Below are 25736 nucleotides of genomic sequence, written 5' to 3' on the forward strand. Positions count from 1 at the left end.
AGTTTGGGAAAGATTAAACTGGTAGTAATTTATAAACCCAGTAGCCGCCCGCCTGAAACACTAGTTTAGTCCCTGGTGCCAGTCCAACTCTCGCGCCATCAAATGGGAGCAGCAGGCCAATAATCGTCGACTTATCTTTGGCATCAGAGAGAAAGTATACACGTAAGCGCCCATCTGGGATCTTTACTGCGGCATAGGAAGCATAGTTATTTACTGCCTGCCAATCCTTAATCAGACGTGTTAAATCATGAGCATGGGCGTCACCTTGAAAATCCTTCATGGCCACCAGCAGCCTGTCACCCAATTCAGCACCAAGATCAAATATGTCGCGCAAGTGAAGAATAATATAAGTATCTTCATTTGCAGACAGCGCTCTCATTTGCGCAGCACCATAAATATCTTCTGAGACAAGCGCTTCACGAAAGTTCATCCATTGTTCGTTTGATGTTTCATTCTCAAAAACTTTAGGTTGCGCATAAGGAAGAATGGCTGAATCCAACCAGCCGTCTGGCATTTGAGTTGATATAATAGGAGTAACACCCGCCAACGGAACATTTACATCATCCATGATATTTTGAATACGGTTCGATAATTCGGGAAAAGCAAGTACCGTCGCAGTCTTGGGCAAGTATTTTTCAAGCGCTGCAAAAAGTTGAAGTTCTTCCTTTGCATAAATATCTGAGCGGAAAATTGGTTGATTAACGTGACTTTTCCAATTGACTACCAAAGGAGGTTTGCCCTCCATTTCAAGCGCTTCAAATGATGTAATGGCCGCTCTAATTCCATCCATCTTGAGGTCGTATCGTTTAATCGTGCCTCCCAGAAGTAGTTTGCTAAGCTCCTTTGTTTCCTCAGAAATATCGGCATCGTCGGCCAACTCCAGCCTAGGGCTTTCGATAGGCTTCTCATTAGCTTGATGTAAGAAAAACCAGCTGATTAGGATAATTGACGCCAAACCTAAAATGGTGACGGTCGCAATATGCGACCGCCGGAGGGAGTGTTTTGCGATACTTGTTCTCTCATGACTTGCTGTTAAAAGAACCATCACTTAGCCTCAAGTTCTTCGATGCGTTTCTTAAGTGCAGCTTTCTCGCGAAGCTGTGTATCTGCATCGCGGATACGCGCTAGGCTACGAACCAGTTTCGCCCAACCATCGGTGTAAGTAAAACCACCCGGGTTCACATGAGCAAGTCCTTTGAAATGCCTCATATTATGTTGCTCCCACATTTCCGCGAATTCTACATCAACAGCGGTTGGGTTATTACCCTTAGTGAAAAAGAAGCTAAAGAAACCGCCAGGTCCGTCTTCATCCGGATGAGGTGGTGCCGGACGATTTGTGGTTTGTCCGACTAGAAGACCATCGGCATATAAACCATCCATGACTTCTCTCGCCTGTGAAACTAAGGCAATGCCTTGAGCCGTACCTTTATCAATAACGTCAAAGTAACTGCGAGCAAAACGCTCAGAATGGCATTGAGAACAGGTGGTTATCCAACTATCAAGTCGATCTGAATACCATTCATCATTAATGTTCTCTGCTGTTTCGGGCAGAGGATTGAAACCCCACCGTACTTTGCGAACTACATTATGGCCGTATTCTCCATCATATTCCATATGGCAGGTCTGGCAGGTTGGCGCAGTTTGACCACCCTTTTCAAAAGCATCAGCCAACGGTAGTTCCCAATCCCACTGATCACCTGAACTGTTGTAAATTGCGCCATGCCGGGAAAGCATAAAGTTTTCGAATTCATTATGATCGACACCATTATGGCATGTTGAACAAGCCTCTGGTTTTCGTGCTTCAGCTGCAGAAAACTTATGCCTTGAATGACAAGAACCGCAGGTGTTTTGCGTTGTGTGACACAGTGTGCAACCAACGGCAATTTCGCGTTCCTCCATGCCTGCCCAGATGGCTGTGTCGACGTTTGCCAAATATGACAGCGCATGCGAAGGACGGCCAGCTGGCCATTGGCCTTGAGGCCAATTCTGGGTATCGCGTTCTGATTCACGCTCGGCGAACTCTTTTACATGGCACTGACCACATGCTGCGGCATCCGGCATTTTCAGATCAGCCTGGTGATTACCTTTCTCAGCACCCACCCCAATATGACAATCGATACAACCAACCGAATTGAGTGGTTGATCCTTCTCTAACAATCCCATGGAACGAAGGTTGTTTTCGACATCATTGATCATGTCTTTTTTATAAAAACGAGAGTCCGTCGGATCCAGTTTACGGATTTCGTCCAGATTTCCATGCACGCTTCCTTTCCAGGAATGTACCCAACCAGGCGTCACCGATTCATGGCAGGCGACACAATCACTGCGTTCAACTTCAAAGTCTAACTCAGGCGGCACGTAGTGTTCGGTTGGATTTAGGTACATTGAAAATGGAATGGGTTCCCACAAATCAGACAACGCTCCTTCACCTGCACCCTGAGCGGGGTCTCGATAACGCTCAACAATTGCATCATAAAGCACATTTGGCGCAACACTTTTCTCGAGATTAAGCGCCTCATAAAGTTCATCAGGAATGTCTGCCCGTGCACCGGAAGACGCCAACATTGCAAAGGTAGTGAACAAGACAATTAGCGTCTGAATACAGTTTCTATGAATCATGAATTCCCCTCCCGTCCCACAAGCTGACGCAGGACTATCAAGAGGCAATATTACAATTGGTGCTCGAGAAGGAGGTAGATCCATGCCCCGAATAAATGATGGGGCCGGTTGTAATCAACCGGTACTTGCTACATCAAAATGGCATCATTATAAAATTTGTGACTGTATAATTTCAAAGTAGAACAGCCAGCGTTGAGTAGGTGTTTGACGATTGCCATGAAAATTCAACAACCCTTTATCATACCTTTATCATACCTTTATCATACCTTTATTACCTGAATCATAGAAGAGAAACTCCACCATGCATAAACTCCTGCTCCTCATAATTGGCACGATTTATATTATTAACTCGCTCGTCATGTGGTTCACACCAATATGGTGGTACGAAACCGTTCCAGGCATTACAATGATGGGTCCATTTAATTTGCATTTCGTACGCGATATAGGTTTGGTCTACCTCATTTCTGGCATCGGATTAATCTATGGCATACGTGTGCCACAAGTTGCTATTTTCGCATGCTTATGGCCAGCTCTACATGCCTTATTTCATGCATGGATTTTTATCCAAAGAGGTATGCCATTTGATGTAATCGCTGCAACAAATCTGTTCCTGATTCAGCTTCCAGCATGGTTGAGTGTTTGGGCTGCGATCCAACGCTTTCCTGCGCTGCAGGAAGAAGGACGTTGAAGATATTCAGAACCTCGACGAAGATTGTCGCATGAATTAGATAACAATGATTGCTACTTTGGAGGTCGTGGTACGAGTAAGCGGATTTCATAACAGGCATCATCGTTTGTAAGCAAGATAATCCAACCTGACAATGCCGCTCTACATGCCTGCCAAACATAGAAGGGTGAAATGACAATGTACGGCAAATGACCAACTTGAATTCCAGATATTATTCCCATGTTACATTTGCAACAAACATGTAACCAGCTCCATAAATAGTCTTTATGAGTTTTGGTGCTTGGGGGTCTTCATTTAGTTTTGAACGTAAGCGTGAAATGCGCACATCGATGGATCGATCGAAATTCTGTTCAGCATCAATATCTAATGTGTTGAGTATTTGAGAGCGTGAAAACAATCTATTTGGACCTGATATAAACATTTTCATAATGTCCATTTCAGCTTTGGTTAATGGTGTGGAATGACCATCGACATGTGTCAAAGAATAGTTGGTTAAATCAATTGTCCAGTCATCAAAGAATGCTTTAAGATATTTCTTACCGTATGTATCATTAATTACTGCAGGTGTGCTCGCCTTTTCCGTACGGCGTAAAACGGTTCGTATACGGGCAATTAATTCCGCAGTTTCAAATGGTTTTGAAATGTAATCATCGGCACCCATTTCAAGGCCTACTATTTTGTCACTTAATCCACGTCTACCTGAAATTATAATACTGGCAATCTGGTATTTGTCGTTCAGCAACTTAATAAGATCCAACCCATTTTGGTCCGGCAGTCCAAGATCTATTAGGCATAGATCCGGCTTAAATACTTCTAGCTCGATCTCAAATGCAGAAGCCGATTCAAAATGTCGGGCAGTAAAACCATAACTCTCAACCGCGATACGGATGTTCTCAGCGATATCGCAATCATCTTCGACAATAGCGATTTTGTGTGCAAGTGCATTTTTCATGTAACGATCTTCTTTTTTATGTCCGTTGACATCAGCTTAGTAAGCCTAGAATTGTTTTTGCAAAAACTTGAGAATCAAATGGTTTACGAAGGAGAGTGAATTCATTTTGAGCGTCTTTTATTATCGGGTCTTGTCGCGGTAAACCGCTTACCAATAATATATTTAGTTCCGGTTTGATTACACTCCATTTGCGCGCTAAGTCTAATCCGTTTTCCAAACCGGGCATAATGATATCGGTAATCACTGTGGTTATTTCTGGGACTTGTTCCACAAGGTTACAAGCTTCAATAGCACCATTTGCTTCGATATTTGGTATCCCAAGGGTGACTAGGTGATTTCGCATAAGTGCCCTAAGCTCCGGATCATCATCAACGATGAGGAACAACTGGTTACTTAAGTTCTTAAGTTGAGTTGGAGTCTCATTTAGTTTGTTTTGAGATGTACAGAATGGAATCTTCAAGCAGACCTGCCCGCCACCGTCTTGCGTATTTGACAGTTCCAGTTCTCCTGCGGATTGTTCAAGAAACGTATTTACCATGGAAAGCCCAAGTCCGGTTCCTTTCCCTTGTGGCTTAGTTGTAAAGAATGGCTCTTTTGCTTTAGCAATTACGTCTTCTGAGAAGCCATGACCGGTGTCCGTGATGTTAATACAAACAGTTTTCTTTTCATCTTCATCTGTGTTTTCAATCTTTGCAGAGACGGTAATTTTACCTTCTCCATGGTGAGTTTCAATTGCATCTCGTGCATTAAATAAAACATTTAGGATAGCATCTTGAAATGCGCCTTCGTCTACCTGGCTGATGATTTCTTCATCACCGAGTTCGAGGTTGATATTGATGGAGCTGGAAAGCGAAGCGGAAAAGAGTTTTACCAGATCTCGAAGCAAAGCAGATAAGTTCGTAATTTTAATATCAAGGTTTTGGCGAAATAAGAAAGACATCAAATTATCAATTATGCGAGTACCGCGTCTAGCAGCCTGCTCTGTAGAGCGGATCAAATCGGACTGCGAGTTGTCTGCTGCTTTTTCGATACGTTCGAGATTACCCAAGATTACGGTCAAAATATTTGAAAAGTCATGCGCAAGTCCGCTGGTCAATTGAGCAGTTGTTTCCAATCTATTTGCTCTTAACTGCATTTCGTTGGCAGCAATTTCCGCAGACACGTTTAGAGACTGAACAAAAACACCATGTGTTACCCCTTCTTCATCTATGTCTGGTGAGAATGTTGTGCGCACGGAATGTATATCGTCTTCGATGCCTTCTACCCTGTAACTAAAAGTTATTGTGTTCCCCTGAAGGGCGGTTTCCAAATTTGGTTGTATGTGTGCCAAAACTTTTTTGGGAAATACTTCTGTAATATTTTTATCAACGAGACTGTCTCGTTGGATTCCCATGACATCAGAAAATCGATTGTTGGAGAAGCGATAAATGCAGTGTTCGTCAATATAAGCAATATGAGCTGGCATTGCGCGCGTAATCTTGCGCATTCGCCCTTCTGAAACAAGCAATTCTTGTTTGGTTTTTTGAAGAGCGCGATTTGCTGCCTCTAGAGCGCGGTTGGTTTCTGATAATTGGCCGGTACGACGCAATAGCTTGTCAGATAGTTCATCGCTGCGTGCTCTAAGTACTTGTTCATTTCGCCAAGTTTCGGTGATGTCAGAATAAATAGTCACCCATCCTCCGCTTTCAAGTGGGTGCCCCTCAACTGATATGCGTTGTCCATTTGGTCTGGTACGTTCAAAATAATGCGGTTCAAACAAGCGGGCACGTTCTATCCGTTCTGCCGCCAATAAGCCTACATCACCAGGCCCAAATTCACCGCGGCGTGCCAAAAAATAGTTCAGATCTGCAAAAGAAAGACCCGGGATGATAATCTCGTTAGGCAATTCAAATAGATCGATAAAACGTTGATTGCAGGTTACTAATGTCATGTTTGCATTAAAAATCGACAAGGCTTGCTGAATGAGATTCAGGCCTTGTTCGATAACGAGATGATCGTTTGATTTATCTGTGGTTCTGGTATTGTAAACTGCTGGCAAACTCGAACCCTCCTTGTCCAACATTTACGGCCAAGTATGACCAAAAATAAAGTTATATCAACTTTATTAGGTAGGAATATTTGCTGTAACATTTCGCAACATTGTTGAAATTTTTGTGAAAAATTTACCGCATATGGTGCTATTGTGAGTGTTTGGGAGGACACGCAGTTATGCTATTGGAAGTTGACAATATTTCTCTATCTTTTGGCGGCATCAAGGCGCTCAGTGAGGTCAGTTTTTCGGTTGAAAAAGCTGAGCTTTTTTCGATTATCGGACCAAATGGAGCCGGAAAAACGTCTATGCTGAATTGCATTTCTGGACGATATACTCCCAATAATGGTTCCATTCGTTTCAAAGGTGATGAGCTCATTGGTCGTAATACGAGTGATCGCCCTGATATTGGTATTGGTCGTACATTTCAGAACCTAGCCCTGTTTAATCACATGAGTGTACTCGACAATATTATGGTCGGGCGACACCATCTCCTCAAAAATAATTTTCTGACTGGAATGGCGTATTGGTTTGGTGCACGAACCGAGGAGTTAGAGCACCGCCGCGAAGTTGAAGACATTATCGATTTTTTGGAAATTCAACATATTCGCAACGCAACAGCTGGAACACTCTCTTACGGTTTGCGTAAACGGGTGGAGCTAGCCCGTGCTATCGCACTTAAACCTGAGCTTGTTCTGCTGGATGAGCCTATGGCTGGCATGAATATGGAAGAGAAAGAAGACATGGCGCGGTTCATTGTCGATCTCAATCAAGAGCTGGGCATGACTGTTATTATGATTGAGCATGACATGGGTGTTGTGATGGATATTTCAGATCGTGTCATGGTTCTCGATTTCGGTGCGAAAGTTTGCGACGGGTTACCAGACGAAGTGATGCAGAATGAACATGTAAAAACGGCTTACCTTGGTGCTGATTATGATGAATCTCCACTTTCATCTAGTGGGCGCGTTGAGGAGGTGGTGTGATGAGTGCATTGATCAAAAAAGGTGATGGTCTGGATACTCTTCCTAAGCTGCTGGCTCACAATGCCAAACATGTTCCAGATGAAGTCGCATTGCGTGAAAAGACATTTGGTATTTGGGTTAGCCAAACCTGGAATGATTATAACAACAATGTCAGGCGTATTGCGTTGGGTCTTGTCGCCCTTGGAATCAAAACAGGTGACGTTGTTGGCCTTATCGGCGATAATCGGCCGGACTGGGTGGCAGGTGAAATAGCAGCGCAGGCGTGCGGTGCGGCGACACTTGGTCTTTACCGCGATTTGATGGAACAGGAGCTTGCTTATCTCATAAATTACGCTGAGACGCGATTTGTGTTCGCTGAAGATGAGGAACAGGTCGATAAGTTTCTTAATCTGGATAAAGATTGTGCCTCTATCGAAAAGATTATTTATGAAGACCCGCGCGGAATGCGCAAATATGATGATCCGCGCTTAATCCAACTTGAAGAGCTTCGAAAGCTTGGCGATGAATTGCATGCGAAAAAACCTAATCAATATAACCAAATGGTTGAAGGTGTCGGCGGGAAAGATCTAGCGATTTTATGCACAACGTCTGGCACGACATCTAATCCCAAGCTAGCAATGCTGAGTGCTGGTAGCATCATTGATCATTGTCATGATTACTTAATCGTTGATCCGAAAAACCATTTGGATGAATACGTATCCACACTTCCGTTACCCTGGATTATGGAGCAGGTTTATGCGGTGGGTATGTCGCTGATATCGCGCATGACGGTAAATTTTGTTGAAGAACAAGAAACTACAATGTCTGACTTGCGTGAGATTGGGCCGACTTTCGTGCTTTTTGCGCCACGTGTTTGGGAAGATCTCGTGGCAACCGTGCGTGCGCGTATGATGGATTCTTCATGGACTAAGCGTTTAATGTACGACATTTTTTCTGAAATTGGCATCAATGCTTTTGATGCAGGAAAAAACTCAAAGTTGGCGCAGATTGGCTTGTTCAGTGCTCTAAAAGATAGACTTGGTTTGAGCCATGTAACGTCCGCAGCGACAGGCGGCGCGGCACTTGGCCCAGATACATTTAAGTTTTTCCTTGCCATGGGTGTCCCCCTCCGGCAGTTATATGGCCAAACTGAGCTTCTAGGTGCCTATACAATTCACCGCTTTGATGATGTAGATTTTGATACTGTTGGTGTTCCGTTCACTAACGATATTAAGGTTGAAATCAAAGATCCTGATCCCGAAGGGATCGGAGAAATTGTAACAACCCATCAAAATATGTTTATGGGGTATTACAAAAATGAAGCTGCATCGAAAGCTGATATGAAAGATGGCTGGATGCACACCGGCGATGCTGGCTATTATAATGATCAAGGCCACCTTGTGGTGATTGACCGTATTTCAGATTTGGCTGAAATGAAAAGCGGGCTTCGTTTCTCGCCACAATTCATTGAAAATAAGTTGAAGTTTAGCCCCTATGTGGGGGAGGCGGTGATCCTAGGCGCGGGGCGTGATTATCTGGCTGCCATGATTTGTATTCGCTATTCTATTTTAGCCAAGTGGGCTGAAAAGCGTCGAATATCTTTTACTACTTATACCGACCTCTCTTCGCGTCCGGAAGTTTACGAACTAATCGAGAATGAAATTCTGGAAATCAACAAAACACTTCCGGAAGCTCAGCAGATAAAAAAATTCGTGCTGCTCTATAAAGAGTTGGACGCTGACGATGGCGAATTAACGCGCACGCGCAAAGTGCGCCGCAATGTTGTGGCTGAAAAATATGAGAACATTATTGATACAATCTACTCTCAGAATGATCATGTAGATATTGATACGATGATTACCTTCCAAGATGGAACTAAGCAACGCATCCAAACAACAATCGCTGTTCGCGATCTTGATAGTGATGGCACAATGCCAATCGCTGCTGAATAGGAGCAGAATAATGAATACATCACTGTTAATTCAGCTTCTGGCAAATGGACTGATCGTCGGGATGCTCTACGGTGTCATCGCAATGTGTTTTGTGTTGATTTATAAATCAACGCAGGTCGTAAATTTTGCCCAAGGTGAGTTTCTTGTTCTTGGCGCTTGGGTTTGCTTAGCGATGGTTACGAAAGCTGAACTTCCTTTTTGGGTGGCATTTCCTTTCACATTGGTCTTTATGACCCTGTTCGGCATCATGATCCAGATTGTCGTTTTGCGACCACTCATCGGCGAGCCGATCATATCAATCATTATGGTAACAATTGCACTTTCAATCATTATGCAAGCGGCCCTAAACTGGATGTTCGGAAATTCCGCAGCTAGTTTCCCGCAAATTTTTCCAATTCAAACAGTTGCATTCTTAGGCCTTCAAATTGAAATGGCCTATATTATGAGCCTCGTCCTATCTGTCATCGTAATGGGTGTTTTCTACGCTTTCTTTCAATATTCTAAATACGGATTAGCAATGCGCGCGACTGCCTTCGATCAGCAGGCAGCTCAAAGTCTTGGTGTTTCGGTTGGTCAAGTTTTTGCAATGAGTTGGGCGATCTCCGCAGTTGTTTCCGGCATAGCCGGGATCATTATCGGCATCGTAAGCGGCGTTTCATCTTCCCTAGCTGTGATTGGTATTAAAGTTTTTCCTGCGGTCATTGTTGGCGGGCTAGACTCGATTGTCGGCTCAATTGTTGGTGGCGTTATTATCGGACTTTTAGAAAATCTTGCTGAATTTGTGGATGGGCAATATCTGCAATGGGGCAATCTTTACACTGTTGCGCCGTTCTATGTGCTCATCATCATCCTTGTAATTAAGCCATATGGTTTGTTTGGCACACGTGATATTGAGAGAATCTAAAAATGGCATCTACATCACTTCGTCCTTGCGGTGATTTCCGCACAAGTTACAAACAAGACCAGTATCTATTTCAGACAAAAGTAATCGGCTGGATCGCTGCTATCGCTTTATTGGCTTCGATAGCAGCACCTGCATTTGTAAGCTCTTATCTTATTAATGTTTTGATCTTGGTTGGCATATCCGGAATTGCGGCATTAGGTTTAAATGTGCTTGTTGGCATGACAGGACAGATTAGTCTTGGTCATGCAGCTTTTTATGGTTTCGGTGCTTTTACATCTGCCTACCTTGTGAGCCATTATAGTGTGCCCGTGCTCATCGCAATTCCACTGGCGGGCATTGCGACTGCAATTGTCGGTATGATTTTTGGCTCTCCAGCTGCTCGCATTAAAGGTCTTTATCTAGCCATTGCGACATTGGCATCACAATTTATTCTGGAAGATTTTTTCTCTCGCGCCATCTGGTTTACCAATGGGTATGGCGTTGACGCCTTAAAGCCAGAGTTCTTTGGAATATCGCTTAATACCGACAGCAGTTATTATTATGTGGTTTTATTCTGGGCCGTTATTTCAATGATTGCCGTCGCAAATCTCAAACGTTCGCGAGATGGTCGCGCACTCGTCGCCGTGCGTGATCACTATCTATCTGCCGAAATCATGGGAATTAATCTCACAAAATATCGTATTCTGGCATTTGGTATTTCATCATTTTTTGCAGGTGTTGCTGGAGCATTATATGCGCACTATATCGAATTTGTTTCGGTGGAAACATTTAGTATTGCGTTGTCGATAAACTTTCTGGCTATGATAATTATTGGCGGGCTTGGCTCTGTTCCTGGCGCGTTTTTGGGCGCAGCTTTTATTGAGCTTCTGCCGCAATTCGTACAGTTTGTAACAGGTTGGCTAATTAGTGTTTTTCCGATGATCTTTGGATCACTATCGGAGGGTAAATCCTATATTGAGCAAATCTCTATTGGCACGGTTATCATTCTATTTCTAATTTTCGAACCGGAAGGGCTTGCGCATCGCGTTGGGCAAATCCGTAAATCGATCAAGCTATATCCGTTCTCCTATTAGACGGATCAACTCAGCGCTTAGTCTTGGGAGGACGGCGCTAAATCGAATATAAAAGGAGGAAGACTATGAAGAATATTTCCAAGCTAATCTCAGGTGTTGCATTGGTAGCACTGATTGGTAGTACATCTGCAAATGCTGACAGTGTATTTGTTGGTAATCTTGTTGACTTTACTGGCCCAACTGCTTTCGTTGGTAAACTTTACGGTACTGGTATTAAAGATGCTGTTGATTACATCAACAAAAATGGTGGCATCGACGGCACAACAATAGAGCTTGAGCAGATAGATTATGCCTATAAAGTGCCGCAGGCTATCGCGACCTATAAGCGTTGGACGTCAAGCGGTAAAATGGTCGGTCTTCAAGGTTGGGGTACCGGCGATACAGAAGCATTAATCTCATTTGTTGCTAAAGACAAAATTCCGGTTTGGTCCGCATCATATTCTGGCCACCTAACGGATCCATCCGGTGCGAACCCAAATACGAAGAAGCCAGCACCTTATAATTTCTTTTATGGTCCGAGTTATTCCGATGCATGTCGTGCAATGGTTCAGTGGGCACAAGAAGATGCAAAATCTAAGGGCATGGAAAAAGCAAAATTTGTGCACCTAGGCGACAATCACCCTTATCCAAACGCACCTAAGAAAGCATGCGGTGAATATGCTGCTGAGTTGGGTATGGAGGTTTTGAATCCAATTGGTGTACCTATGAAACCTGGAGATTTTAAAGCTCAGTGCTTAACCATTAAAGAATCTGGTGCAAACTATGCATTTGTCGCAAATCTTGGTGGGTCGGTCGTATCGTTACTTAAGTCATGTAAAACAGTGGGTGCTGAAGTCACATACATGGCCAATATTTGGGGTGGTGATCATCTGACAATCGCGGCAGCGGAAGCTGTTGGTTATATTTTCCCTACGGCATCACCATTTTGGGAATCTGAGGTGCCTGGTATGAAGGTTATCAGAGAAATTTATGACCAAGGTACTGCCGATAAATCGGCTAAACCTACACACCACTATGTCCGTGCAATTTGCAGCGCTTTCTACATGAAAGAAGCAATGGAATGGGCCAAGGCAAATGGTGGTTTAACGGGTGAAAATATCCGCAACGGTATGTATGTCAAAACAGATTGGGTACCGGCTGGTCTTGAGGGCGTGTGCGAGCCATCAACATGGACCGACAAGGATCACCGCGGCACAACAAACGTATCAGTTAATAAAGGTACGTTTGAAGGTGGCGAAGTGAAAATTGAAAAAATCGCCAATGTCAGCCTACCACGTCGTGATGACTGGATTGGTTACTAAAATTCATCCCGCGACCTGTTTAAAGGTCGCGGGATTATTTACCTGATCGGAACCTGAACCATGATGCAAGTTAAAGAAGAGACAATTGTTAATCCCGCAAAAGAGCGTGATATTATCTTGTCGGTTGATAATATTGAAGTCGTTTATAACGAATATGTGCTTGTTTTACGCGGATTAAGTCTTGAGGTCGAGCGCGGCTCTATTACCGCTTTGCTTGGTGCAAACGGTGCTGGTAAATCAACAACGCTTAAGGCCATCAGTGGTTTATTGAAATCCGAAGATGGCGAAATTACACGTGGTTCAATTACTTTTGATGGCCAGACTATCAGCAATCAGGAACCGGATTCTACAGTTCGTTCAGGTGTTTTTCAGGTCATGGAAGGCCGACGAATTATTCAAGATATGACGGTGATGGAAAATCTTCGTTTGGGTGCGTTTACACGCAAAGACCGAGCAAATATTGCTGATGATATTGAGCTGGTTTATTCCTATTTTCCGCGCCTTAGAGAGCGTAATGGTCTTGCTGGTTACCTATCCGGCGGGGAACAGCAAATGCTAGCCATTGGTCGCGCGATGATGGCACGCCCAAAACTAATATTGATGGATGAGCCGTCTATGGGACTATCGCCTCTGCTGGTAAAAGAAGTCTTTGGCATCATTAAAAAACTCAACAAAGATTTTGGCGTTTCCATTTTGCTTGTGGAGCAGAACGCAGCAATGGCACTTAATTGCGCCTCACACGGTTATATTATGGAAAATGGAAAAGTTGTGTTGGATGGGACTTCGGCAGAACTGCGTGAGAACGAAGATATCAAGGAATTTTATCTTGGTGGTAGTGGAGAAAGAAAAAGCTTCAAAAATATTAAGTCATTCAAACGTCGTAAACGCTGGTTGTAAGGGGATAAAAATATGGCAAAAGCAAATGTTAATAAAGCAAATCCCCGGACTTGGATTGACCCACGTGAGCTTCGATCTGAAAATGATAGAAAAGCCGAACAACTTAGTAGATTACGCGATGTAATTATTAATGCGCGAAACCAACCATACTATGAAAAGGCTTTTCGCACAGTACCAGTTATCAATTCATTTTCTGATCTGGAAAAATTACCCGTATTACGCAAACAGGATCTTATTGACATTCAACCAGCTGCTCCACCATTCGGCGGATTAATGGGGGATAGCAGCCGCGCAGATTATCTGTTTGTTTCTCCTGGACCAATTCACGAACCTGGGTTCATGGATCCTGATTTTTGGCGCTCGGCACGCGCGTTGCGATCAGCAGGTTTTAAACAGGGTGATATCGTTCATAATACGTTTTCTTATCATTTAACCCCGGGTGCTTGGATTTTTGATTCTGGTTCTCGTGCGATTGGATGCTCTGTCATTCCAGCAGGAAATGCGCCGATTGAACAACAAGTTATGGCTATTTTTCAATATCAGGCAAATGCTTATGTAGGCACGCCGGATTTTTTGAAAACACTTATTGAAGCATGTCAAGCTGCCGATCGCGGGCCAGTACCTTTCACCAAAGCCATGGTGAGCGGCGGTGCACTCACACCTGGTTTGCGCGATTTTTTCTTCAAATCGGGAGTTCAGGTTTTACAATGTTATGCGACTGCAGAATTAGGTCTTATAGCCTATGAAGTTGATATTTCTGGCCAGATGGTAGCTGATGAAGACGTAATTATAGAGATCATTGACCCGGATACCGGATGTAGTGTGCCCAACGGCCAAGTTGGTGAAGTTGTTGTTACAACGCTTCGCAAGGATTACCCACTTATACGTTTTGGTACGGGTGACCTTTCCTCGTTTGTTGCACCCGAGTTTTGCAAGGCTGACCTTAATGGACGTACTGGCGCTATTCTTGCGGGCTGGCTGGGGCGAGCAGACCAAGCATCAAAGATTCGTGGAATGTTTGTCCGACCAAGCCAACTGACAGCTCTTTGCTCCCAAATTGAAGGATTGCAACGCGTCCGCCTTGTCATCGATCGTGATAATGAAAAAGACGACATTATGCTATTTTGCGAAATGGAAGATGCCCCAGTGGAAGCGGTGGAAGGTGAGGTGCTAGAAAACATAGCACAGTTATTTCGTGAGTTATGCCATCTAAAAACAAAAGTCTCTTTGGTTGACCATGGTACGCTTGTTGATGATGGCCGAGTAATCGTGGATATGCGCAGATAGGTCTTTATCTACGCAGTTTGTATGATTGAGGTTATTTGGCGTTCTCGCATAGTTGGCGCAGTATTGTTGTATGTCTGTTCTGCTATTGTAAGCTTGTTTAATGTTTAACCTTGCGTAAAGCTTTTAGATTGCGCTGTGGATCATCGACAAACCGCTCCGGCATTGATTCTATATGGATAATTCTGTCTAATCGGAAGTACCTGAAATCTTGTCGTAAACGACACCATGCCCCTATCATCCACCCTTCTGTAAACACAGTTAGGGAGAGTGGTTCGATTTCTCGTTCGCACCTTGTTTTATCTGGAGTTTTGTACAGTATCTTAAGCAACTCCCGCTGCTGGATTGCTTTGCGTATCATTGGAGTAAAACTCGGTGGTCGAGTGGCATTGCGTGCTACAAAAAAGGGAGCAGCTTGAAGCAACTCGCTGGCTTCTGCTGGTAATGTAGAGCTCAATTTGTCGCGTACTTCTTTGGCGGAGTAAGCAAGCTCTTCATCTGCGGCCTCGATTACAAATTTTAAACCGATTGCCACAGCTGAAATCTGATCAACCGTCATAGTCATTGGTGGGAGGTCAAACCCGGGACGCAGCATATAGCCGACGCCTGGCTCCCCATCAATTGGAACACCCGAAGCCTGCACATGAGCGATGTCGCGATAAATTGTGCGAACACTCACTTCCAACTGCTCAGCTAGATCGTCAGCTCGTGAAATTGATTGTGATCGCAGTAAAGCTATTAATCGAAACAAACGTTCAGCTCGACGCAATATTCTCTCCTGACATAATGGTGTCAGGAGTAGTAGTGTATCCATTTCATCTAAACAAGGTGTGTATGCATAAATGGTTACTGACTTTCTTCCTTTTGGCCGTTACATTGTCCTCGTGTCGGGGGTAAATTGTAGGTTGTTATTTTCGTCAAGAATGCGTCTTGGTGTAGTGCCGCCAATTCGGCATATCTGTGGTTCAATTGCTACTTTTTTATTGATCTTTATGGCTGTGCATGACGGGTTAGCTGCGCGTCTGGCAGCCTGTCCTTGGATCCACGTCGCTTTGTCGATGGCAGTGGGTGTATTTATAATTATCTAGGCATAAAGCTGTTGCTAGCCGATCCACTCGACTTAGCGTTTGAACAGTAGACAGACCGCAAAAGCGAGGCAAGCAGGCCCCTAATGATGTTTAATTTTGTACTTGGCGGAATGATTATCCGAAGCGGTGCAAACCTTTTCGTTTCCAATTAGAAAGATAACGCAATGAAAACTTCCAAAATAGCAATAGTAACAGGTGCTTCGCGCGGGATCGGTGCAGCTATTGCAATGCGGTTAGCACGGGATGGGCTTTCAGTAGTTGTGAATTTTAATACCCAACAGGCGAGCGCGGAAGAAGTGTGTCAAAAAATTAGATCGGACGGTGGAACTGCTATGCCGATAGGTGCCGATATTGCAACATCAGTGGGCTGTAAAACATTGGTGGAGGCTGTCAAGTCTGAATTTGGGGGCATAGATGTGCTTGTAAACAATGCCGGGTGGGCGTGTAGATCTTCACTAAAAAAAGTCGCGCATGACACAATGAGGCGTCAACTTTCGATCAACGTAGAAGGTATGATTATGTTATCACAGTCAGCAACCGCCCACATGAACGATCACGGGCGTATTATCAATATTACCTCGATTGCGGCGGCTGGCGGACCAGATTTTACCGTTTACGGAGCTACCAAAGCAGCTGGAAATTCGATTACAAAAAGTCTTGCACATGAGCTTGGTCCAAGAGGAATAACAGTTAATGCTGTAGCACCAGCTGCTGTGGAGACAGATCTGTTTTATGAGGTCGGACTTGATAAATCGCGCGCGATAGGCCTTCAAAATACGCCACTTGGATTTGAAGGAAGTTGCGTGGATGTTGCAAATGCTGTTTCGTTCTTCGTTTCGCAGGATGCAAAGTGGATCACAGGCCAAGTTCTAAATGTATGTGGCGGTAAGAGCCTGTAGGCAATCACTATTGATTTTGTCTGGTTCCCATCAGATTGTTTCTATTGGTGTCGGGTGAAGTGAAAATCAACACGTCGAACCAATACCAAATGCTCCATAGCAATTTTACGTATAGACTTTATGCATGGCTGTTTGTTTTAAATCAAAGAAATTGCTGGAAAATTCTTCTAGATTATTTAAATGATGAACTCGGTTGATTCACCCATAAAAGTAAACAACAAGCGTTTTCGGGCTATTGAACAAGCTTTTGCGCGCGATCTCTCAATGCAGGAGCTGCTCCAGCGTTTTCCTGAACTCCTTGTTGCGATTAACAAATATAAACTGCATTGTGCTGGCTGCTTACTTGCTCGATTTCATAATGTCAGCGATGCAGCAATTGAACATGGATGGGATGAGGACGAACTGACGAAAGAATTGATCTTGGAGGTGGCCAGGGAATATGCGGGCCATTCCACATGATTGAAGCTAATTTAATTTGTAATACCATTGGCAACCAACATAAGTTTATGTCCTTCCACCAGGGTGATTTTCTGCCGCCCAGATTTAATAAGTCCCTTATCTTCCCAGGCACTCAAAAGTCGAGATACAGTATGAAGAGTAGTTCCTGTCATCTCAGAAATATCTTTTCGTGAAATAGGGAAGTCAATTAATATGCCTTCTTCGGTCTTTCGTCCTGTTTGATTTGCAAGCTTTAAAACGGCATTTGCAATACGTTGTTCGACTTTTTCTGTTGCTAACTCGACTACATGTTGTTGTGTCTCGATAAGCCGCTCACCGACAGTTTTGTAGGTGTTCGATGCAAATGTTGGGTACTTATCAGTTAACTCATCCCAAATTGCATCTGATATAACAAGCACAACACAATCAACTGCAGCAATTGCACTGGCGGGGTAATTTTTTTGGCCAACGGCTTTGGCAATGCCAAATAATTCGCCACTGGTGATATATCTCATAACAACTTGCTCACCATCAGGCGTAAGCTTTGCAACTTGTATATAGCCATCCAATAACACATAGAATTTATGGGCTTCATCGGCTTGAGAAAAAATTGCATCGCCTTTAGCAAAGTGCTCCGAGCGAGCTACACCCAATAGTTCGGCTAAGGCCTCGTGATCCATGTCAAGAAATGGAGGTAAATCCTTGATCAGCGATTGGTCGAGCGACATATTCATTTGTAATTTTCTTTGATCATACGCAAGCCCAGCTCTTTAAACTCAGGTTATTAGTATCGTGTTGACTAACTATATATCTAGACCAATACTTGCCAACTGCAAGTGATAATCTTGCTCTAGAAATGCAAAGCGTTTTTGCAGATCATATCTTGCTGTTCTCAGGTGGTATAAATGGCAGAAAAAACAAATAGAAGTACTTTAACTATCCCACTGTTAAGTGTTGGTTTTAGACCGTTCTTTCTGCTTGCATCAGGATATACGGCTTTCAGCATGGTTTTATGGTTGCCTTATTTTCAAGGTGAACTGGAACTATACACCACATTTACTGTTGTTGATTGGCACATTCATGAGTGGCTTTTCGGTTTCCTACCGGCAATTATAACGGGATTTCTTCTGACGGCAGTTCCAAACTGGACGGGTCGTCTGCCGATACGTGGTATATCGCTGGCTTTTCTAGTATCTATCTGGATTTTTGGGCGTATTGCCATCTCATTTTCAGATCTGATAGGCTGGCTTTTTACCGCACTGATCGACTGTTCGTTCCTGATACTCGTTGCGCTCCTTATCGCACGCGAAGTAATAACGGGGAAGAACTGGAAGAATTTAAAGGTGCTTCTTCCGCTTTCAATCTTGGCACTGGCAAATATCTTCTTTCATATTGAAAGTGCTTTTCATGGCAGTACTGACATCAGTAGACGTTTTGGAATAGCCGCGAGCATAGCCCTTATACTCCTCATTGGAGGGCGCATTATACCAAGCTTCACAAGAAATTGGTTAGTTCGAGAGAACCCAGGAAAGCTACCTAAACCATTTGGAAAATTTGATATGTATTCAATTGTAATGAGCATAATCGCACTACTATGCTGGATTGTGTTTCCAAATGTACTGGCAACAGGAATATTGCTTATTTTAGCAGGTGTTGTGCAGTTCATTCGGTTGTGCAGATGGGCGGGACACCGAACATGGTATGAGCCTTTGGTTGTGATTTTGCATCTAAGTTACTTGTTTATCCCGATCGGATTTCTTCTATTAAGTCTGGGTATATTTTTCCCCGAAACTGTTCCACTTGCTGCTGGCATTCACATTCTTGGGGTAGGTGCAATAGGAGGTATGACCCTTTCGGTTATGATGCGAGCATCACTTGGTCATACTGGCCAAGACCTTAAGGCCTCTCCATTTTCGGTTTTAATATTTGCTGGCCTTGTGGTGTCTGTGTGTGCAAGACTTTTTCAAGCTTTGTCGATAGGCGATTATGAACTTATGTTCACCATTTCTGGTGTGGCTTGGATTTTCGCTTTTGGTGGTTTCGCGTTATCTTATGGTCCAGCACTGTTAAGACCAAAAGGCTAACCTTTCTCGGAACATCAATCCTAATTGTGGTTTAGGGTGTACCTAAACACCACTCGTTAAAGTGAAAGGCGGTCTGATTTGAAGCAATGATAAAATCGACCTTTGCCCAGTAGCTTTATCTATCGTTTACCCATTCAACTTTGGTGCTTAAATTCTTCTCCGCTATTAAACTTAGCCAACAAGAGCGTATTTTGAAATCGGACAAGCATGTCTTCAATTTGACTTTCATTCATCAAAGATGCGGCAGTTGAAATACCATCTGCGAGCGAAGCTGATTTATTTATGACACTTATGCTTTGCCAAAGGTTCTGGCCGGGTATTCCATGTTTGGGGTCCAAGATATGTCCAATATACCCATCGAATGTTGTGCCATTTACAGATGATGTTGCAATTGATGTGTCCGACAGCGGGACTATTTTATCTGCAATATCCCGGTCTGCATTCGATAAACTCACATTCCAAGGCTTACCTCGCTCATTTTGGCCAAGGGCTGAGATTTCACCCATCTTTACAACCGCATTTCGCAAACCTTCTGATTTGAGAACCTGCACAATACGATCTGTTACGAAACCCTGAGCAATACCATTTAAAGTCAATGCCATTGCAGGCATAGCAAATTGGATCACTTGAGTGGAATGTTCCACATTATCCCAACCCACTAACTTAAGTTTCTGTTCTAATAAATTGCGTGGTGGGTGGCCTTTATGTTCCGCATAAATCTGCCAAAGCGGCTGTATAGTTGGGTCAAAATATCCACCACTGGCGTCATGAATAAGGTCGATGGTTGAGAATAATGATACTAGCTCAAGCGGGGGATTTTCCAGCAGACCAAATCGGTTTAGTCGCATCAATGCACTATTTGACCTGTAAAGACTAAAGATATCTTCAAGTCGATTTACTTCATCGACTACGAGTTTAATAACTTGCTTCGCATCATGCTCTGCCATGTCTGAGATAATAAGCTGCGAGTCAGCCCCCAAAACAATGCCTTTCCAGTTTACTGGTTTAACGTGAGCCGAGTATGTTGAAGTTGCAAACGTCGCACCGGCAGCAATGGTTATGAATCGCCTTCGATTTATACTCATTGAACGCTTCCTGTCGTCTGGTGATTAATATCAACGGGCCCTAGGACATATTCATCAGGAATATCATCAAGTTTTACGATGGTTCCGCCGTTCTCAAACTTAAAAGCCAGCGCACCCTCCATTGAATCAAATGGGATTGTTTCAGGCGCGCCCATGCCGCCCGTTGCGTTGCTATTTATTACGAAATATGCCTGATTTATATCTATCCATGCGTTGTCCCCCGGTGCTGCCCAGCTGGCAGCTTTAGACATGTCATGGACATAGATTGCTGCAATTTCAAAAGTTTCTTCGGGTAGTCGCGTATAAGCCACTGCATCGCGAACCTGTGAGAACCAGATTGGAAACTTTATGTTTTTGAGATGAATTTGAGCTTTCGGGCCTTCATGTTCAAGAATGTTCATATTGCAGTAATGGCCAACTGCTTCTTCCGTCATTGCGATAGCATCTGGTACATTCGTGCTCGTGCTTTGACCACTACACCCTGTCAAAACAAGTGATGCTAGCAGCGCTGAAAATTGGGTTAGATGTTTTACATTCATGGCTGAACCCTCTTTAAAATTACGGTTGAGATAACAAGTGCAACACCTGTCCAAACTAATGGGCTTAACATGGCAAATTTAGGCGCTAATGGCATTTGCTGCCCTCCTGAATCCAGCCCCGTCGAAAACCCCGATGTTTCGATGGCCGACATATTAAAAACTCGAAATGCATCGGCTGGATTGAGAAGAAGAAAGTATGGGAAGAGCACCTTTGCGAAATATCCATCGACACTTATGAGTAATCCCCCAAGCAACGCCAGATCATAAAGGACAACAGTAAATAGCCAGATTGAGATGGCCACGGCAGCAGCGGTGCCTGTTTGGCGAACGCTCGTGCTTGCGACATAACCAATGGCGATGAATGTTCCACCCAAGATTATGCTTGTTCCAATCAGGCGGGTGAGATCAACTAAACTAGACCAAGGTGTTTCAGGATTGAAAAAAAATGAAACACCTCCAGCTGCGCCATAACCAATGATAACGGCGAGTGACAGGACAAAAAGGTGTCCCAAAAATTTTCCCAATAGAACGTCGGCGCGCGAAACCGGAGTTGCAAATGTTAACTGCAACGTGCCTTTATCTATCTCGCCGGCAATCGCGTCAAACGACAATAACAGGGCGATGAGAGGAACAAGATATACAGTTAACGTGGATAGGCTCGCTACTACAACTGTCAAACTGTCAGTTTTGGTGGCTCCCGTAGGTGCACTCCCCAGAAGAACAAGAACGAGTGCAAAAACCAATAAAATAACAGATGCCAGAACAACCCAACGATTGCGAATGCCAATGCGTATTTCATTTTGGGCAATCGTAATAACAGAATGCATTACATATCCTCGCTTTGTTCAGATGCGGAAAAATGTCGATAAATTTCATCCAGGGTGGGAGTAAATATTTCGACATCATTGATGGCGTTTCCCAAACTCGATATCTCCGCCAAATTTTTCATTTTTGAAGATTGCGAACATGAAAATTCCACAGATGAACCATTAATTCTTCGCCCCCCAAACTGCTCGTACACATTTTCGATCATGTCTGGTTTTGAACTAATTCTAATCCGAATGGGTAAGTTTGCTGCTGCCTGCAATTGGGATAACGAACCATTGGCTACCAAGGCGCCTTTACGCAGAATTGCCACTCGATCAGTTTTGGCTTCCAACTCGCTCAAACCGTGTGAGGATAAAAGCACAGCGGTCCCTTTGACTGATACATCCGAGATGATTTGATAGAATCGCTGCCGAGAGATCGGATCAAGACCTGATGTTGGTTCATCAAGTAGAAGCAGTTTGGGATCTCCAATCAGAGCCTGCGCTAACCCCAATCTCTGACGCATGCCTTTGGAATATGTTCCACATGGCCGATTAGCTGCTTCAACCAGGTCAACTTTCTCAAGGGATCCGTTCACATCAGAGAACGAGGCTTTTTTTAATTTGGCGTAATAGGAAATGATTTCTCTGCCTGTCAGCATTTTTGGGAATGCTATGCTTTCCGGTAGATATGAGATTGCTCTTCTTGCGTCCTTGCTTCCAGGTAGGTGTCCCATAATTTCGACATTGCCACTATTTGCTGATAGAAAACCCAATACGATGCGAAATAGTGTTGTTTTCCCAGCACCATTGTGCCCCAGTAATGCGACACGTTCACCTGGCTTAAGCTCTATGGAAACCTCATTCAGCGCTTGTAACGACTTGAACTGCTTTGAAACACAATTGGTTCTAAGTATCGGGGTTACCATTATATCCTACCTTGAATTCTTTTTGCCGCCATGCTTGCATTAAAAGTAGGTTTCATACGAGGTTGCTCATCGATAACACCGCCTGGCAACAAGGATGGAAACTCTTTTTGTGCCCATTTAATGAGTTGAATTGCGGGGCTCCCCAGTAGTAATTTGGCGGTTGGTTGTGTCCATAATATTTGATCCATCGTATCGTTTGGTCGAAACGCTTGATCAGCGATATTATCGCCGTTTACATCAAATGCTGCATGATCGCTCCAAAAATTACCCCGCCAATCATGATCGCGAGAGCCAACATATTTGACCTGAATGCGATTGCCGATAAATGAGTTTCCAACGATCTCATTGCGTTCAGAACCTGCAGTAAAATGTATCCCTATCGGACAGCCTTCAAAGTGATTGTCTCGTAAAATATTTTTATTGGCGTTGTACATGAACAGGCATTTCTTCCCGCCGTTTTGGATAACATTTCCTTTAACAATTGCTTTGTTGGCATAGTTGAGCATGATGCCATGATCGCGATCACCTATTGATAAGTTGTTTTCAATTTTGACATGGGTTGTGAACATAATGGCATAACCAAGGTGATTTCCAATTGACACATTTCCAGAAACTTCACTTTTGTCTGCATACATGTAATGCACAGCAAATCGCAGGTCTTCGAAGCGGTTATTGGTAAATGTGTTCTCCCGGCTTGAATTGACAAATATGCCGTCGCGCCCATACTTAATTTTGTTATTCTCGACCCGTGCGCCTGGCGCGTTCCAAACATAAACCCCATTACCTCGTCGGTTCATGCGTCGACCTTGCCGCCCAATTATCGTATTGTTTCGCACCAGTGCATTTCGTGCCCCATGAACATCAATGCCGTACAAATTGCCTTCTAAATAGTTATTCTGAATAATAGCATTTGCAGCTTTTTTCGTCAGTTGAACACCACTATCTATGGTTTTATGGTTGGAGCCTGAGCCTGTCAGGTGCAAGCCTGAAATCACAACATCAGGAACATCAACACGGATAACAGAACCCGTTTCTGCACCGATAATATTAACATCGCCATTTCCATGAATTTCAATGGATTTGGTAAGCGTAAAACCGCCCACATAATCTCCGGCCTCAAGAATTAATCGGTCACCAGAGTTCGCCATTTCGATGGCCCGCACCAATGCATTTTTTCCGGGTTTAACAATCTCATCTGCAGCCATAACAGATGTAGAAAGCAAAGTTACCCAAAATAAACTAATTATGATGCGAGCTAACATTGTCTTCTCCGTGGTTTAGCTTGAGCGTGGCTCAACAAACATCCGGCCGCGCATTTCCATGTGAAGTGCATGACAGAACCACTGGCAGTAGAACCAGTGAACACCGGGTCGATCTGCAGTGAATGTGACAGATGCTGTTGCTTGCGGAGCAACTTCCATCGCGACTCCGTAGTTGGAGATACAGAAACCGTGCGTAACGTCATCAACATCATCAAGATTAGTGACATAGACTGTCACTTCATCTCCTTGTTTGACGGTGAATTTTTCAAGGCCAAACACTGGGGCAACAGAGGTCATATACACTCTGACTTTGTTGCCATCGCGGATCACCACATCGTCAGATTCGATATCAACGCCATCTGCTTCTGCCTGAGCAACCGCATCAGCAAAAACCGGATCTGCTCTGTCCCAAACATTAACAGGTTTCACAATGTCAGAGCGAACAATAATACTGTCATGTGGTTCAGCGAAGGTTGGGCCATCATGAACAACTTTCATATCATCACTTGAGATATCAATGAGCTGTTCGTTCTCTGGTTTCAGTGGACCAACGTTGATGAAGCGATCTTTTGAGAACTTGTTCATTGAAATAAGCCACTCGCCGTCTGCATCGGCGGTTTCACCCATAGATGTAGAGTTATGACCAGGTTGGTAATGAACATCGACCTTTGAAATAATCGGATCAACATCTTCACCGGCATAAGCCTTAACGGCCTTATCAATATTCCACTTCACAACTTGGCTATCGAGGAACAAAGTTGTAAATGCATTTCCTTTGCCATCAAATGCTGTATGTAGCGGCCCTAAGCCGAGCTCTGGTTCGCCTACAATTGCAGAACGTGGATCTGCATCGCTTGCAAACAAAGCATCTAGTTTAGTCACGTCGATAATTGATACAGTCGGAGATAATTTTCCTGCGATCATGATGTGTTTTTTATCCGGGGCTGCATTTACCCCATGTGGACTGTTTGGAATAGGAATATAGCGTGTATATTTCTTGTTGGATCCCTTACGACCGTCGATAACAGGAATGCCGTTGAGCATTTCTACATCACCAGAAGCGACCCCTTTTTCGATCTCTTTGAGATTAAAGACAACCACATGATCAAGCTCACTCTCAGTCATCTCTGCAAGGTTCATACCCATCTCTGAATTGTAACTTGTAGAGAAAGCATATTTCCCCTGATAGTCGCAATCAGTGTTATCTAAGTTCCCGGACACTTTGACTTGCCAGGCGACCTTCATTTCATCACCATCAATAGCGGTAAAAATATTCACATATGTGGATGGATCATCGAGAATTTTACCATCATTGATAAGCGGAGCTTCATGCTCACCATTTGCAAACACATACCCCGTACGCGGATACTTTTGAGGGCGCATACCATGAATATCGTGCGCGTTTGGAATTTCGATAATTTTATCGCATTTCATCACATCGCAGCGGATGCGTGCAACACGCGTGTTGGCTTTGTCATTAGCAAAAAGATAACGCCCGTCATATGTGCCTTCAGTGAATGACATATGCGGATGGTGAAGATCACCATTATCATAAGTTTTCATGCCTTTTGCAGCCAGGAACTCTTTTGTTTCATCTGTGAGGTTTTCAGTTAGAATTTTTAAGCTCTCGTTAGTTTGTCCCCAACCTGTTGCAGAACAACGATTAAAAACAGGAATTCGCATAAGCTCGCGCATTGATGGAAACCCCAAAACTCTAACTTCACCTGATTGACCAGATGACCAGAACCCATAATATGGATCAAGTTCACCAGGTGATAGATTTGCCTTTGGTGTTGCGGCATTGGCTTTCGTGACACCGACGTTCGGGAGCATATCTGTTCCCACTCCCGTTCCTGCTATCACTGCCCCTGCGGCACCAGCTCCAAGCAATGTTCTGCGTGAAAAGCCTTTTTCTTTAGTTTCTTCGGCTGACATAATATGT

At 43.8% G+C, this 25736-nt stretch carries 24 protein-coding genes; 12 read left to right on the plus strand and 12 right to left on the minus strand.

The genetic code is table 11. The features are described 5' to 3' along the window. Positions 1 to 13 precede the first annotated feature (13 nt). Positions 14 to 1045, minus strand: coding sequence for a hydroxylamine oxidation protein HaoB (locus G3W54_RS18870; protein ID WP_162654831.1), 1032 nt, complete (start codon positions 1043 to 1045; stop codon positions 14 to 16). Further along, positions 1045 to 2619: a multiheme c-type cytochrome gene (locus tag G3W54_RS18875; protein ID WP_162654832.1), complete on the minus strand. Its 1575-nt coding sequence runs from the start codon at positions 2617 to 2619 to the stop codon at positions 1045 to 1047. The genes G3W54_RS18870 and G3W54_RS18875 overlap by 1 nt, the downstream gene beginning before the upstream one ends. 301 nt (positions 2620 to 2920) lie before the next feature. Here G3W54_RS18875 and G3W54_RS18880 point away from each other — a divergent pair, with 301 nt between their 5' ends. Further along, complete coding sequence (locus G3W54_RS18880; protein WP_162654833.1) at positions 2921 to 3307, plus strand: hypothetical protein; 387 nt, start codon at positions 2921 to 2923, stop codon at positions 3305 to 3307. A 211-nt stretch (positions 3308 to 3518) separates the two neighbouring features. Here G3W54_RS18880 and G3W54_RS18885 read toward each other — a convergent pair whose 3' ends face one another. Together G3W54_RS18885 and G3W54_RS18890 are read right to left on the minus strand one after the other, a co-directional pair. After that, on the minus strand, positions 3519 to 4259 hold the full coding sequence (locus tag G3W54_RS18885) for a response regulator transcription factor (protein ID WP_162654834.1): 741 nt from the start codon (positions 4257 to 4259) through the stop codon (positions 3519 to 3521). A 31-nt stretch (positions 4260 to 4290) separates the two neighbouring features. Further along, a complete protein-coding gene (locus G3W54_RS18890) occupies positions 4291 to 6297 on the minus strand; it encodes a PAS-domain containing protein (protein WP_162654835.1) in 2007 nt (668 codons plus the stop codon). A gap of 170 nt (positions 6298 to 6467) precedes the next feature. On the opposite strand from G3W54_RS18890, the gene G3W54_RS18895 reads away from it, so the two are divergent. The 7 genes from G3W54_RS18895 to G3W54_RS18925 all read left to right on the plus strand — a co-directional run bounded on the left by G3W54_RS18895 (position 6468) and on the right by G3W54_RS18925 (position 14667). After that, positions 6468 to 7274, plus strand: coding sequence for an ABC transporter ATP-binding protein (locus tag G3W54_RS18895; RefSeq protein ID WP_162654836.1), 807 nt, complete (start codon positions 6468 to 6470; stop codon positions 7272 to 7274). Beyond that, positions 7274 to 9205: an AMP-binding protein gene (locus G3W54_RS18900; protein WP_162654837.1), complete on the plus strand. Its 1932-nt coding sequence runs from the start codon at positions 7274 to 7276 to the stop codon at positions 9203 to 9205. Before G3W54_RS18895 ends, G3W54_RS18900 begins: the two co-directional genes overlap by 1 nt. A gap of 10 nt (positions 9206 to 9215) precedes the next feature. Beyond that, complete coding sequence (locus G3W54_RS18905) at positions 9216 to 10109, plus strand: branched-chain amino acid ABC transporter permease (RefSeq protein WP_162654838.1); 894 nt, start codon at positions 9216 to 9218, stop codon at positions 10107 to 10109. Between the two features lie 2 nt (positions 10110 to 10111). Then, positions 10112 to 11182, plus strand: coding sequence for a branched-chain amino acid ABC transporter permease (locus tag G3W54_RS18910; protein ID WP_162654839.1), 1071 nt, complete (start codon positions 10112 to 10114; stop codon positions 11180 to 11182). Between the two features lie 65 nt (positions 11183 to 11247). Next, entirely contained in the window at positions 11248 to 12483 is a 1236-nt protein-coding gene (locus tag G3W54_RS18915; RefSeq protein ID WP_162654840.1) for an ABC transporter substrate-binding protein, read from the plus strand. Positions 12484 to 12543: 60 nt separating this feature from the next. Further along, positions 12544 to 13380 (plus strand): ABC transporter ATP-binding protein, encoded by an 837-nt coding sequence (locus G3W54_RS18920; protein ID WP_162654841.1) that lies wholly within the window; start codon positions 12544 to 12546, stop codon positions 13378 to 13380. A 12-nt stretch (positions 13381 to 13392) separates the two neighbouring features. Next, a complete protein-coding gene (locus tag G3W54_RS18925) occupies positions 13393 to 14667 on the plus strand; it encodes an AMP-binding protein (protein WP_162654842.1) in 1275 nt (424 codons plus the stop codon). Positions 14668 to 14764: 97 nt separating this feature from the next. On the opposite strand, the gene G3W54_RS18930 is transcribed toward G3W54_RS18925, so the two are convergent. Beyond that, positions 14765 to 15433 (minus strand): YafY family protein, encoded by a 669-nt coding sequence (locus G3W54_RS18930; RefSeq protein WP_162654843.1) that lies wholly within the window; start codon positions 15431 to 15433, stop codon positions 14765 to 14767. Between the two features lie 73 nt (positions 15434 to 15506). Here G3W54_RS18930 and G3W54_RS18935 point away from each other — a divergent pair, with 73 nt between their 5' ends. From G3W54_RS18935 to G3W54_RS18945, 3 genes are all read left to right on the plus strand, one after another. Beyond that, positions 15507 to 15752, plus strand: coding sequence for a hypothetical protein (locus tag G3W54_RS18935; protein WP_162654844.1), 246 nt, complete (start codon positions 15507 to 15509; stop codon positions 15750 to 15752). A gap of 164 nt (positions 15753 to 15916) precedes the next feature. After that, on the plus strand, positions 15917 to 16651 hold the full coding sequence (locus tag G3W54_RS18940; protein WP_162654845.1) for an SDR family oxidoreductase: 735 nt from the start codon (positions 15917 to 15919) through the stop codon (positions 16649 to 16651). 180 nt (positions 16652 to 16831) lie between these two features. Continuing rightward, the gene (locus G3W54_RS18945) at positions 16832 to 17110 is read left to right on the plus strand and encodes a hypothetical protein (RefSeq protein WP_162654846.1); all 279 of its coding nucleotides are present in this window, start codon (positions 16832 to 16834) and stop codon (positions 17108 to 17110) included. A gap of 11 nt (positions 17111 to 17121) precedes the next feature. Here G3W54_RS18945 and G3W54_RS18950 read toward each other — a convergent pair whose 3' ends face one another. Beyond that, positions 17122 to 17823 (minus strand): Crp/Fnr family transcriptional regulator, encoded by a 702-nt coding sequence (locus G3W54_RS18950; protein ID WP_343162572.1) that lies wholly within the window; start codon positions 17821 to 17823, stop codon positions 17122 to 17124. 171 nt (positions 17824 to 17994) lie between these two features. On the opposite strand from G3W54_RS18950, the gene G3W54_RS18955 reads away from it, so the two are divergent. Further along, positions 17995 to 19173, plus strand: coding sequence for an NnrS family protein (locus tag G3W54_RS18955; RefSeq protein ID WP_162654847.1), 1179 nt, complete (start codon positions 17995 to 17997; stop codon positions 19171 to 19173). A gap of 134 nt (positions 19174 to 19307) precedes the next feature. Here the strand turns inward: G3W54_RS18955 and G3W54_RS18960 are convergent, their stop codons facing one another. Genes G3W54_RS18960 through nosZ form a run of 6 tightly spaced genes read right to left on the minus strand, consistent with a single transcriptional unit; the run spans position 19308 to position 25729 of the window. Then, a complete protein-coding gene (locus tag G3W54_RS18960) occupies positions 19308 to 20258 on the minus strand; it encodes an FAD:protein FMN transferase (protein ID WP_162654848.1) in 951 nt (316 codons plus the stop codon). Continuing rightward, positions 20255 to 20797 carry a nitrous oxide reductase accessory protein NosL gene (locus G3W54_RS18965; RefSeq protein ID WP_162654849.1) on the minus strand — a complete coding sequence of 181 codons (543 nt, stop codon included), beginning with the start codon at positions 20795 to 20797 and terminating at the stop codon, positions 20255 to 20257. The genes G3W54_RS18960 and G3W54_RS18965 overlap by 4 nt, the downstream gene beginning before the upstream one ends. Further along, positions 20794 to 21624 carry an ABC transporter permease subunit gene (locus G3W54_RS18970; protein ID WP_162654850.1) on the minus strand — a complete coding sequence of 277 codons (831 nt, stop codon included), beginning with the start codon at positions 21622 to 21624 and terminating at the stop codon, positions 20794 to 20796. Before G3W54_RS18970 ends, G3W54_RS18965 begins: the two co-directional genes overlap by 4 nt. Beyond that, on the minus strand, positions 21624 to 22532 hold the full coding sequence (locus tag G3W54_RS18975) for an ABC transporter ATP-binding protein (protein WP_162654851.1): 909 nt from the start codon (positions 22530 to 22532) through the stop codon (positions 21624 to 21626). Before G3W54_RS18975 ends, G3W54_RS18970 begins: the two co-directional genes overlap by 1 nt. After that, complete coding sequence (locus tag G3W54_RS18980; RefSeq protein WP_197742906.1) at positions 22532 to 23794, minus strand: nitrous oxide reductase family maturation protein NosD; 1263 nt, start codon at positions 23792 to 23794, stop codon at positions 22532 to 22534. Before G3W54_RS18980 ends, G3W54_RS18975 begins: the two co-directional genes overlap by 1 nt. A gap of 15 nt (positions 23795 to 23809) precedes the next feature. Further along, positions 23810 to 25729 carry a TAT-dependent nitrous-oxide reductase gene (gene nosZ / locus G3W54_RS18985; RefSeq protein ID WP_162654852.1) on the minus strand — a complete coding sequence of 640 codons (1920 nt, stop codon included), beginning with the start codon at positions 25727 to 25729 and terminating at the stop codon, positions 23810 to 23812. Between the last annotated feature and the right edge of the window lie 7 nt (positions 25730 to 25736).

Source organism: Lentilitoribacter sp. Alg239-R112, from assembly GCF_900537175.1.
In the GTDB taxonomy this organism is placed as follows: Bacteria; Pseudomonadota; Alphaproteobacteria; order Rhizobiales; family Rhizobiaceae; genus Lentilitoribacter.

What these genes read in the sequence shown, in the direction of transcription:
- G3W54_RS18870 (WP_162654831.1), bottom strand. Translation starts at nt 1,045, where the DNA reads ATGGTTCTTTTAACAGCAAGTCATGAGAGAACAAGTATCGCAAAACAC.
- G3W54_RS18875 (WP_162654832.1), bottom strand. Translation starts at nt 2,619, where the DNA reads ATGATTCATAGAAACTGTATTCAGACGCTAATTGTCTTGTTCACTACC.
- G3W54_RS18880 (WP_162654833.1), top strand. Translation starts at nt 2,921, where the DNA reads ATGCATAAACTCCTGCTCCTCATAATTGGCACGATTTATATTATTAAC.
- G3W54_RS18885 (WP_162654834.1), bottom strand. Translation starts at nt 4,259, where the DNA reads ATGAAAAATGCACTTGCACACAAAATCGCTATTGTCGAAGATGATTGC.
- G3W54_RS18895 (WP_162654836.1), top strand. Translation starts at nt 6,468, where the DNA reads ATGCTATTGGAAGTTGACAATATTTCTCTATCTTTTGGCGGCATCAAG.
- G3W54_RS18900 (WP_162654837.1), top strand. Translation starts at nt 7,274, where the DNA reads ATGAGTGCATTGATCAAAAAAGGTGATGGTCTGGATACTCTTCCTAAG.
- G3W54_RS18905 (WP_162654838.1), top strand. Translation starts at nt 9,216, where the DNA reads ATGAATACATCACTGTTAATTCAGCTTCTGGCAAATGGACTGATCGTC.
- G3W54_RS18910 (WP_162654839.1), top strand. Translation starts at nt 10,112, where the DNA reads ATGGCATCTACATCACTTCGTCCTTGCGGTGATTTCCGCACAAGTTAC.
- G3W54_RS18915 (WP_162654840.1), top strand. Translation starts at nt 11,248, where the DNA reads ATGAAGAATATTTCCAAGCTAATCTCAGGTGTTGCATTGGTAGCACTG.
- G3W54_RS18920 (WP_162654841.1), top strand. Translation starts at nt 12,544, where the DNA reads ATGATGCAAGTTAAAGAAGAGACAATTGTTAATCCCGCAAAAGAGCGT.
- G3W54_RS18925 (WP_162654842.1), top strand. Translation starts at nt 13,393, where the DNA reads ATGGCAAAAGCAAATGTTAATAAAGCAAATCCCCGGACTTGGATTGAC.
- G3W54_RS18935 (WP_162654844.1), top strand. Translation starts at nt 15,507, where the DNA reads ATGGTTACTGACTTTCTTCCTTTTGGCCGTTACATTGTCCTCGTGTCG.
- G3W54_RS18940 (WP_162654845.1), top strand. Translation starts at nt 15,917, where the DNA reads ATGAAAACTTCCAAAATAGCAATAGTAACAGGTGCTTCGCGCGGGATC.
- G3W54_RS18945 (WP_162654846.1), top strand. Translation starts at nt 16,832, where the DNA reads ATGATGAACTCGGTTGATTCACCCATAAAAGTAAACAACAAGCGTTTT.
- G3W54_RS18950 (WP_343162572.1), bottom strand. Translation starts at nt 17,823, where the DNA reads ATGAATATGTCGCTCGACCAATCGCTGATCAAGGATTTACCTCCATTT.
- G3W54_RS18955 (WP_162654847.1), top strand. Translation starts at nt 17,995, where the DNA reads ATGGCAGAAAAAACAAATAGAAGTACTTTAACTATCCCACTGTTAAGT.
- G3W54_RS18960 (WP_162654848.1), bottom strand. Translation starts at nt 20,258, where the DNA reads ATGAGTATAAATCGAAGGCGATTCATAACCATTGCTGCCGGTGCGACG.
- G3W54_RS18965 (WP_162654849.1), bottom strand. Translation starts at nt 20,797, where the DNA reads ATGAATGTAAAACATCTAACCCAATTTTCAGCGCTGCTAGCATCACTT.
- G3W54_RS18970 (WP_162654850.1), bottom strand. Translation starts at nt 21,624, where the DNA reads ATGCATTCTGTTATTACGATTGCCCAAAATGAAATACGCATTGGCATT.
- G3W54_RS18975 (WP_162654851.1), bottom strand. Translation starts at nt 22,532, where the DNA reads ATGGTAACCCCGATACTTAGAACCAATTGTGTTTCAAAGCAGTTCAAG.
- G3W54_RS18980 (WP_197742906.1), bottom strand. Translation starts at nt 23,794, where the DNA reads ATGTTAGCTCGCATCATAATTAGTTTATTTTGGGTAACTTTGCTTTCT.
- nosZ (WP_162654852.1), bottom strand. Translation starts at nt 25,729, where the DNA reads ATGTCAGCCGAAGAAACTAAAGAAAAAGGCTTTTCACGCAGAACATTG.